This window comes from Streptomyces sp. NPDC058877, assembly GCF_042742855.1.
Classification (GTDB): Bacteria; Actinomycetota; Actinomycetes; order Streptomycetales; family Streptomycetaceae; genus Streptomyces.
Genome location: NZ_JBHYMF010000231.1, coordinates 1 through 9827, shown reverse-complemented (window position 1 = coordinate 9827; position 9827 = coordinate 1). Strand labels below are relative to the sequence as shown.

General features: G+C 70.1%; 7 protein-coding genes. All 7 read right to left on the bottom strand.

What is annotated here, in order from left to right:
- Positions 1-47 precede the first annotated feature (47 nt).
- Positions 48-1124, bottom strand: coding sequence for a hypothetical protein (locus tag ACFW2Y_RS31875; RefSeq protein WP_384886016.1), 1077 nt, complete (start codon positions 1122-1124; stop codon positions 48-50).
- Between the two features lie 98 nt (positions 1125-1222).
- The gene (locus tag ACFW2Y_RS31870) at positions 1223-2737 is read right to left on the bottom strand and encodes an amino acid permease (protein ID WP_384886014.1); all 1515 of its coding nucleotides are present in this window, start codon (positions 2735-2737) and stop codon (positions 1223-1225) included.
- A gap of 121 nt (positions 2738-2858) precedes the next feature.
- Positions 2859-4778 (bottom strand): 1-deoxy-D-xylulose-5-phosphate synthase, encoded by a 1920-nt coding sequence (gene dxs, locus ACFW2Y_RS31865; RefSeq protein WP_384886012.1) that lies wholly within the window; start codon positions 4776-4778, stop codon positions 2859-2861.
- Positions 4779-4948: 170 nt separating this feature from the next.
- Positions 4949-6241, bottom strand: coding sequence for a sugar ABC transporter permease (locus tag ACFW2Y_RS31860; protein ID WP_384886011.1), 1293 nt, complete (start codon positions 6239-6241; stop codon positions 4949-4951).
- Entirely contained in the window at positions 6238-7026 is a 789-nt protein-coding gene (locus tag ACFW2Y_RS31855; protein WP_351219763.1) for an ATP-binding cassette domain-containing protein, read from the bottom strand. Before ACFW2Y_RS31855 ends, ACFW2Y_RS31860 begins: the two co-directional genes overlap by 4 nt.
- Positions 7027-7305: 279 nt before the next feature.
- Positions 7306-8370, bottom strand: a complete 1065-nt coding sequence (locus ACFW2Y_RS31850; protein ID WP_384886009.1) for a substrate-binding domain-containing protein — start codon at positions 8368-8370, stop codon at positions 7306-7308.
- A gap of 121 nt (positions 8371-8491) precedes the next feature.
- Positions 8492-9703, bottom strand: coding sequence for an ROK family protein (locus ACFW2Y_RS31845; protein ID WP_384886018.1), 1212 nt, complete (start codon positions 9701-9703; stop codon positions 8492-8494).
- Positions 9704-9827 lie beyond the last annotated feature (124 nt).

Genomic DNA, 9827 nt, shown 5'->3' with positions numbered 1-9827 from the left:
TCCTTCAGGTGCCGGGGCCTTCCGCGTGGTACGGGACGGGGGCGGACTCACCCTATGGAGCGCCAGTCTTCGAGCAGCAGCCCCTCGTTCCCCGCCTTCTGACGGGCCATGAGGGGCGCCCGCCCACCGGCCATGGCCATCGTGACCAGGCCGCCGTCGAGGCCCCGGGTGAGGACGGCGTCCAGGGTGCCGTGCCGCTCCCCGGTCTCCACCCAGGTCAGTCCCTCCGCCTCCTGCTCGCTGGGATGGGTGGCGAGTGCGAGCCGGCCGTCCTCGGACTGCTGGGCGAGGACCGTGTGGTCGGAGCCGTCGATGAGGCAGTTGGCGGCGAACAGGCGTCCGCCGCCGGCCGCCTTGCCGAGGGCGGTCGGGGGCAGCGAACGCTCCGGCGACCAGGACATGACCTGGTCTTCCTGGTCGAGGTAGAAGAGCGTCACGTGCCCGGAAGGACCGGTGACGGCCGCCAGGGTGCCCATGGTCACCGAGGCGGGCAGCAGCTCCTCGCGGATCGGCTTGGCCCCGGCTTCGCGCTGCACGTAGCGGACGAGGCCCTTGGCGTGCGAACTGTAGAGCTCGACGAGACCCGAGCCGTTGGTGACGGCGACGGGCAGGGGATCCGTCTTGGAACCGAGCAGGTCCCACCAGGGGTGCCAGCCGCCGGCGTCCTTCTGGGCGCGGACGCTGATGCCGCCGCCCCCGTTCCTCATGAAGACGTGGACGCGGCCCTGGGCGTCCACCGCGACCGCCGGGTTGCCGGTCCAGGGGCTCTTGCCGTTCGAGTGCCCCAGGGAGCGCCAGGGAGCGGCCGGACGGCCGGTCTGGAACTGGACGGCGTGCACCAGTTCGACGTGTCCTTCGCCACCGGCCGTCGGGCGGAGGCCGACCAGGTGGACGTAACGGTCGACTCCCTGGCCGACGGCGAGGAAGGGGGTCAGCCCTTCGCCGCCCAGGGAGACGGGGCCGCTCCAGCCCCCGCCCGGTTCCTCGGTCCAGCGCACCACCTCGCCGTCCCTGGGCAGATAGGCGCTGAACCGGCCCTCCGCCCCTCTGGTCAGCCAGCTGCCCTGGAGCACGGGGGCGGGGCCGTGGGAACGGTCGGTGGGGGACTGGGATCGATTCGCCATGGGGGGATCCAGCACTCCGGTCGTCGGGAGCAGTTCGGGTACGAGCCGACTGTAGCCGCCCTCCCGTGCGCTCTCCGCCGCGCCTTCGGGTTCTCCCCTCAGTAGCGTGCCTCCCGGCCCTGCTGACCGAGCCGACTGTGACGGCGCCCGTACAGGAAGTACACGACGAAGCCGATCAGCATCCAGACGGCGAAGCGGAACCAGGTCTCCCCCGGCAGGTTCAGCATCAACCAGAAGGAGGCGGCGATGGAGAGGATCGGCAGCACGGGCACCCACGGGGTGCGGAAGGCCCGCGGCAGGTCGGGGCGGGTGCGCCGGAGCACCATGACGCCGGCCGCGACGACGACGAAGGCGAAGAGCGTGCCGATGTTCACCAGGGTCGCGAGCTCGTTGATGCTGGTGAAACCGGCGACGATCGCGATGATGACACCGAGCAGGATGGTGGGCCGGTACGGGGTCTTGTACCGCGGGTGCGTGACGGAGAAGAAGCGCGGCAGCAGGCCGTCCCGGCTCATCGCGAAGAAGACACGGGTCTGGCCGAGCAGCAGGATCAGACAGACCGTGGTGAGGCCCACCGCGGCGCCAAAGCTGATCACGCCCGCGTAGAACGGGTGTCCGGCGGCTTTGAAGGCGTCCGCGAGCGGGGCGCTCACGGACAGCTCGGTGTAGTGCTGCATGCCGGTGACGACCAGGGCGACCGCCACGTAGAGCACGGTGCAGATGAGGAGCGAGCCGAGGATGCCCCGGGGCATGTCCCGCTGCGGCAGCTTGGTCTCCTCGGCGGCGGTGGCGACCACGTCGAAGCCGATGAAGGCGAAGAAGACCACGGAGGCGGCGGTGAAGATGCCCATGACGCCGAAGTTGGTGGGCTCGTAGCCGAAGATCAGTTGGATGAGGGGGGAGTTCCAGCCGTCGGTGCCGCCCTCGGGTCGCATGGCCGGCGGGATGAAGGGCTTGTAGTTGTCCCCGACGATGAAGAACAGTCCGGCGACGATCACGATCATGACGACGGTCACCTTGATGGCGACGACGAGGGCGGTGATCCGGGCCGAGAGCTTCATGCCGAGGACGAGGACGGCGGTCAGCACCAGGACCAGCAGGAAGGCCAGGACGTCGAAGGTGCCGCCCGGGACATCGGGTCCCTCCCACCACGCGGGCAGGTGCCAGCCGATGTTGTCCATCAGGGATCTGACGTAGCCGGACCAGCCGACGGCGACCACCGCCGTGCCGAGGGCGAACTCCAGGACCAGGTCCCAGCCGATGATCCAGGCGGGCAGCTCGCCGATCGAGGCGTAGGCGAAGGTGTACGCCGATCCCGCCACCGGCACCGTCGAGGCGAATTCGGCGTAGCACAGGGCGGCGAGGGCGCAGACGATGCCGGCAGCGACGAAGGCGAGGGCGGTGGCCGGTCCGGCGTTCTCCTTGGCCACCTTGCCGGTGAGGACGAAGATGCCGGTGCCGATGATGACGCCGACGCCGAAGACCGTCAGGTCCCAGGCGGACAGGGACTTCTTGAGCGCGTGCTCGGGCTCTTCCGTGTCGCGGATCGACTGTTCGACCGTCTTGGTCCGGAAGACGCCGGAGTTGGCGCGTGGCTGCTGGTCCGTACTCACCCTTCGTACCTCCCTGCCGTGGGGCTGCCCGCCCTGTGGTCAGAATGCACGCGAAAGGGCCGGTCGGCACTCCGAAGAGTGAGCCGACCGGCCCAAGGGTGACGCCGGGTGAGGTGACCCGTCAGTCGCGGGCGGGCTCCACGGCCTGGGTGCTGCTCTCGAACCTTCCGTCGAGCCGCGAGACGAGGCCGGTGACCTGACGGGCGATGTCCGGGGCGGTCAATCCGATCTCGGCCAGGACCTCACCGCGGGAGGCGTGGTCGAGGAAGCGCGGCGGAATGCCGAAGTCCCTCAGCGGGACGTCCACGCCGGCGTCGCGCAGCGCCTGGGCGACGGCGGAGCCGACGCCGCCGACGCGGCTGTTGTCCTCGACGGTGATGACGACCCGGTGGCGCTCGGCGAGCGGCGCGAGGGCCTCGTCGACGGGCTTGACCCAGCGGGGGTCGACGACGGTGGTGGAGATCCCCTGTCGGTCGAGGAGGTCCGCGATCTCCAGGCACATCGGGGCGAGGGCCCCCACCGAGACCAGGAGGACGTCCGGTCGCTCGGCGCCGGCCTCCCGGAGCAGGTCCATGCCGCCGATCCGGCGCAGGGCGGGGACGGCCGGGCCGACCGCGCCCTTGGAGAAGCGGACCACGGTCGGGGCGTCGGTGACCTGGACCGCCTCGCGGAGCTGGGCGCGGACCTGGTCGGCGTCGCGCGGGGCGGCGAGCCGCAGGCCGGGCACGACCTGGAGGATCGACATGTCCCACATGCCGTTGTGGGAGGCGCCGTCGGTGCCGGTGATGCCGGCCCGGTCGAGGACGAAGGTGACACCGCACTTGTGCAGGGCCACGTCCATCAGGACCTGGTCGAAGGCGCGGTTGAGGAAGGTGGCGTAGACCGCGAAGACCGGGTGGAGGCCGCCGGTGGCGAGGCCGGCCGCGGAGACCGCGCCGTGCTGCTCGGCGATGCCGACGTCGAAGACCCGCTCGGGGAAGGCCTTGGCGAACTTGTCGAGGCCCACCGGCTGGAGCATGGCCGCGGTGATCGCGACGACGTCCTCGCGCTCCTTGCCGAGCGCGACCATCTCCTCGCCGAAGACGCTGGTCCAGTCGGCCCCGGAGGAGGCGATGGGCAGACCGGTGTCCGGGTGGATCTTGCCGACCGCGTGGAAGCGGTCGGCCTCGTCCTGGAGGGCGGGCTGGTAGCCGCGGCCCTTCTCGGTGAGGCAGTGGACGATCACCGGGCCGCCGAAGCGCTTGGCGCGGGTGAGCGCGGACTCCAGGGCCTCGATGTCGTGGCCGTCGATGGGGCCGACGTACTTCAGGCCGAGGTCCTCGAACATGCCCTGGGGGGCGATGAAGTCCTTGAGGCCCTTCTTGGCGCCGTGCAGGGTCTCGTAGAGCGGCTTCCCGACGACCGGGGTGCGCTCCAGGATGTCCTTGCCGCGGGCGAGGAAGCGCTCGTAGCCGTCGGTGGTGCGCAGGGTGGCCAGGTGGTTGGCGAGGCCGCCGATGGTGGGCGCGTAGGAGCGCTCGTTGTCGTTGACGACGATGACGAGCGGACGGTCCTTGGCGGCGGCGATGTTGTTCAGCGCCTCCCAGGCCATGCCGCCGGTGAGCGCGCCGTCGCCGATGACGGCGACGACGTGGTCGTCCTTCTTCAGGACCTCGTTCGCCTTGGCCAGGCCGTCGGCCCAGCCGAGGACGGTGGAGGCGTGCGAGTTCTCGATGACGTCGTGCTCGGACTCGGCCTGCGAGGGGTAGCCGGAGAGGCCGCCCTTCATCTTGAGCTTCGAGAAGTCCTGGCGCCCGGTGAGGAGCTTGTGGACGTAGCTCTGGTGGCCGGTGTCCCAGAGGACCTTGTCCTTCGGGGAGTCGAACACCCGGTGCAGGGCGATGGTCAACTCGACCACGCCGAGGTTGGGACCGAGGTGACCGCCGGTCTTGGAGACGGCGTCCACGAGGAACGTCCTGATCTCGTCGGCCAGCTGGTCCAGCTGTTCCGGGGAGAGCCGGTCCAGATCTCGCGGTCCCCTGATACGGGTCAGCAGAGCCACCCGTGCCTCCTTGCTTTGAGCTGGTCGAGCTTGCCGATTTGTCGAGTCTAATGTTCCGTCTTGGATCGTGGGCATCGGGCCGGGGATGAGGGCTCACCCTCATGGCCGACGGCCGCTGATCCACACGGCGCCGGGCGGGTGTGGCGAGCGTTACGCGCGCGGGGGAGGTGCTAGGCGCGGCCCGCGGTCTTCTGCGTGCGGCGGGAGACCGAGTCGATGATCACCGCGATGAGCAGGACCGCGCCGGTGATCATGTACTGGATCGCGTTCGAGGACAGGTTGAGCTGGTTGAGCCCCTGGACGATCGACTGGATGACCAGGATGCCGAGGAGGGCCGACCAGACCTTGCCGCGTCCGCCGAACAGGGACGTGCCGCCGATGACCGCCGCGGCGATGCACATCATCAGCTGGTTGCCGCCGCCGAGGGAGCGGTCGGCGCCGCCGGTCGCGGAGGCGAGGAAGAGGCCGCCGATGGCGCCGAGGGTGCCGGAGACCATGAACACCGAGATCCGGATCCACGACACGTTGATGCCCGCGCGGCGGGCGGCCTCGATGCCGCCGCCGACGGCGAAGACCTGGCGGCCGTAGGTGGTGCGGCGCAGGACGAAGTCGGTGATCAGCAGGATCGCCAGGAAGATCACCAGGGAGAGCGGAAGGCCCTGCTCCTGGTTGAAGCCGTAGGCGGCGACGAGGACCAGGACCGCGAGGACCGCGGTGCGCAGGACGATCTCGCTCTGCGGGCGGTGCGGCAGCTCGGCGGCCTTGCGGCGGCGGGCCTCGCGCAGCTGGGCGAGGTAGAAGGCGGCGATCACGACCACGGCGAGGCCGTACGCGGCGGCGACGTCGGAGAAGTAGTACTTGGTGAGGTCGGCGACGAAGCTGCCGATCGGGGTGGGAATGGTCGACCTGGAGCCCATCACCCAGGTCTGCAGACCGGCCCAACCGAGGAAGCCGGCGAGGGTGACGACGAAGGCGGGCACGCCGATCTTGGCGAACACCATGCCGTGGAAGGCGCCGATCAGGGTGCCGGACAGGATGCCGAGGAGGATGGCGAGGGAGTCCGGCACGTCCGTGGCGAGGACTCCCCAGACCGAGCCGGCCAGACCGGCCACGGAGCCGACGGCGAGGTCGATCTCGCCGAGCAGCAGGACGAAGACGATGCCGACGGCCATGATGCCGGGGCCGACCGCGTACAGCGTGATCTGGTCGAGGTTGTACGAGGTGATGAAGTTGCCGGTGAGTGCCTGGAAGACGATTCCGATGACGATCAGGCCGACGACCACGGGCAGCGAGCCGATCTCGCCGGAGCGGATCTTGCGCTTGAACTCGTCGACGTAGCCCTTGAAGCCCTGCTCCCGGACGAGGAGGCGGGGGTCGACGGCGGGGATCGCGCTCGCCGTCGCCGCCTCCTCCGCACGGGGCTCCGGCACGGTGTCCTCGGAGGTACGGGGGGTCGTGCTCACTTCGCTACCTCCGCGTTGCGGGCCTGGCGGCGGGTCACGGCGTTGTCCGTGGCACCGGTGATCGCGGCGATGATCTCTTCGTGCGTGGTGGTGGCCACCGGGAAGGTGCCGTTGTTGCGGCCCAGGCGGAGGACGGCCACGGTGTCCGCGACGGCCTTCACATCGGCCATGTTGTGGCTGATGAGGATGACGCCGAGGCCCTGCTCGCGCAGCCGCTCGACCAGGTCGAGGACCTGCGCGGTCTGCTCGACGCCGAGCGCGGCGGTCGGTTCGTCCAGGATCACGATCTTGGGGTTGCCGACCAGGGCGCGGGCGATGGCGACGACCTGGCGCTGGCCGCCGGAGAGGGCGGCGACGGGGATCCGGACGCTGGGGATGCGGATGGAGAGCGTGGAGAGCAGGTCCTTGGCCCGCTTCTCCATGGCGACCTCGTCGAGGACGCTGCCCTTCTTGATCTCGCGGCCGAGGAACAGGTTGGCGACGACGTCGAGGTTGTCGCAGAGCGCGAGGTCCTGGTAGACGGTCGCGACGCCGAGGTTCTGGGAGTCGTGCGGGCGCTGGATCTCGACCCGCTCGCCCTCCCACTCGATGACGCCCTCGTCGATGGGGTGCACACCGGCGATCGTCTTGACCAGCGTGGACTTTCCCGCTCCGTTGTCGCCGACGAGGGCGACGACCTCTCCTGCGTGGACTTCGAGGTCGACACCGGAGAGGACCTGGACCGCTCCGAATCGCTTGAAGATCCCGCGCAACGCCAACACGGGCGTCTGGGACACGTGAACCAACTCCTTCGCCGCCCGCGGGCGGCGGCATGTCGCGCCGCCGGTGCAGCGCCAAAGTTCGAGGGGGGCTGGGCTCGTCCGGCCCCCGGACCGACAGCGGGGTCTGGGTCGGCCGGGGACCGGACGGGCTGAGGGGGCGGATCCCTTCGTCGTACGCCGACCTGGGTTACCGGGGGTCTTCACCCTCTGTACGCAAGGTCGGGCGGCGCCCGCCTGGAGGGGCGACTCGCTCCGGGATCCGTGGCGCCGGGCCCGCTCGGGGCCCGGCCGGGGCGGGCCGGGTTACTTGATGCCCAGCTCGGTGCACTTGGCGGCGAGGTCCGCCGTGCAGAGGTCCGCGGCCCGGTAGATGCCGTCCGAGACGACGGTGGACTGGATGTTGCCCTTGTCGACCACGACCGGCGCGAAGAGCGTGGACGGCACGCCGTCGGTCTCTCCCTGGGCGCCGAGCTCCTTGCCCTTGAGCAGGTTGACCGCGAACTTGGCGGCCTCGGGGGCCAGCTGGAGCGGCGACTTGTAGATGGTGAAGGTCTGGCTGCCGGCGATGATCCGCTGGATGCCCGCGACCTCGGCGTCCTGACCGCCGACCGGAATGCCCTTGATGCCGGCGTTCTCCAGGGAGGTGATGATGCCGCCGGCCATGCCGTCGTTCGCCGAGTAGACGGCGCCGATCTTGTCCTTGCCGACCGAGGAGATGGCGGCGGACATCTTCTCGCCCGCGATCTTCGGGTCCCACTCGCCGGAGGCCTCGTAGGCGATCTTGCCGACCTTGCCGTCGAGGGCGCTGTGGGCGCCCTTCTTGAAGAGGCCGGCGTTCGGGTCCTTCTCGTCGCCGTTGATCATCACCACGTTGGCGGTGGCGGCCTTCGCGCCGAGCGCGGCCAGCAGGGCCTGGCCCTGGAGCTCGCCGACCTTGTTGTTGTCGTGGCTGACGTAGGCGTCGGCACCCTCGACGGCACGGTCGTACGCGACGACCTTGACGCCCTTGGCCTTCGCGTCCTTGACCCAGCCGGCGGCCTTGGCCGCGTCCACCGGGTCGAGGGCGATGACCCTGACGCCGTCGGCGATGAGCTGGTCGAACTGCTGCTTCTGCTTCACGACGTCGGAGACCGCGTTGTTGTAGACGACGTCGCAGTCGTCACAGGCGTCCATGACGGCCTTCTCGAACTGCGGCTTGTCCAGGGCTTCGTAGCGCGAGGTCTTGTTCTCCGGCAGGAGCAGACCGATCTTGGTCGAGCTGCCCTTGTCTTCGCTGTCGCCGCCGCCGGCCTGGCCGCAGGCGGCGAGCGAGAGGGCCATCGAGACCGCGGCCGTGGCTATGACGGCGCGACGCGTCACTGCGTTCATGTGGGTTGCCTCCCTGACGAGGCCGCGACGTTGCGGCCGAGGTGGCACGAAGTCAACTCGGCTGCAACGTTGACGTCAAGAAGTAAATTCTTAACGAGATGACAACGACGGTGTTCGTTATCTAAGTGAAGGCAAGACGGGAGCCGGGCGCCGCTGCGGGCAGCGCGCTCTCCAACAGGGTCGAATCGCCCATTTCACTCAGCACGAGGGCCAGCGCGCCGAGCACCTCGGCACGCCCGCCCAGCGCCCCCGGAGCGAGGGAGAGCTGCCTGGCCGCACTCGGGATCGCATAGCGGGCGACGGAGTCCCTGATGGGCGTGAGGACCAGTTCTCCGGCCTCGGCGAGGTCCCCGCCGAGCACCACCCGGCTGGGGTTGAGGAGGTTGCAGAGGTTGGCGACGCCGCTGCCGATGTGGCGCCCGACGTCGGCGATCACCCGACGGCAGCCGGGATCGCCCTCCCGGGCCAGCTGGACGACCCTCTCCATGGTCAGGTCGGGGCCGTGGCTGGGTTGCAGCAGCGGGAGCACGTACCGTGCGGCGGTGAAGGTCTCCAGGCAGCCGCGATTGCCGCAGCGGCAGACGGGGCCGGACTCGTCGAGGGTGATGTGTCCGATCTCCCCGGCGGTGCCGCCGGGTCCCCGGTAGACCCGCCCGTCGATGACGAGACCGGCGCCGACGCCACTGGCCACCTTGATGTACGCCAGGTCCTTCACTCCCCGGCCGCCGCCCCAGACGAGCTCGCCGAGCGCGCCCAGGTTGGCGTCGTTGTCGACGTGCACGGGCACTCCGAGCCGGCCGGAGAGCTCGTCGGCGGGGTTGATGCCGCTCCAGCCCGGCAGGATGGAGGTCGAACCGAGGGTCCCGGAGGAGACGTCGATGGGGCCGGGGACGCCGAGCCCGACCCCGATCACCTTGTCCGGGCCGATCCCGGTGGCCCTGATCAGCCGCTTGACCAGCTGCTCCGCCCGGTCGAAGCCCTCGGCCGCGGAGGCGTCCACATCGAGCGGCTCGGCCTCCTCGGCGAGCACCTGGTGGGCCAGGTTGCCGACGGCGACGCGGAGGTGGGTGTGACCGAAGTCCACTCCGATCACGATGCCGGCGTCACCGGAGAGCGAGACGCTGCGGGCCCGGCGGCCCCCCGCGGAGGTGGGCGTGACCTCGACGGTGCCGCCGTCCTTCAACTCCCGCACGATGTTGGAGACCGTGGCGGCGGAGAGACCCGTCGTCCTGGCGATCTCCGCTTGGGTGAGCGAGCCCGCCATGCGCACCGCCCGGACGACCCGTTCGAGATTGGCCCTGTGCAGAGACGTCTGCGAACCCGGAGTCTCCATCGACTCACTCACTCCCACCGTTTTCTCCAACATGTGAACTCTAAGGGGACGCTTTCGGCTTGGTTCCCGTCAAGACCTTGATTGGCGCACGGCGAGTGTCACACGGCGCGACGGGCCCCCGGCG

What these genes read in the sequence shown, in the direction of transcription:
- ACFW2Y_RS31875 (WP_384886016.1), bottom strand. Translation starts at nt 1,124, where the DNA reads ATGGCGAATCGATCCCAGTCCCCCACCGACCGTTCCCACGGCCCCGCC.
- ACFW2Y_RS31845 (WP_384886018.1), bottom strand. Translation starts at nt 9,703, where the DNA reads ATGGAGACTCCGGGTTCGCAGACGTCTCTGCACAGGGCCAATCTCGAA.
- ACFW2Y_RS31850 (WP_384886009.1), bottom strand. Translation starts at nt 8,370, where the DNA reads ATGAACGCAGTGACGCGTCGCGCCGTCATAGCCACGGCCGCGGTCTCG.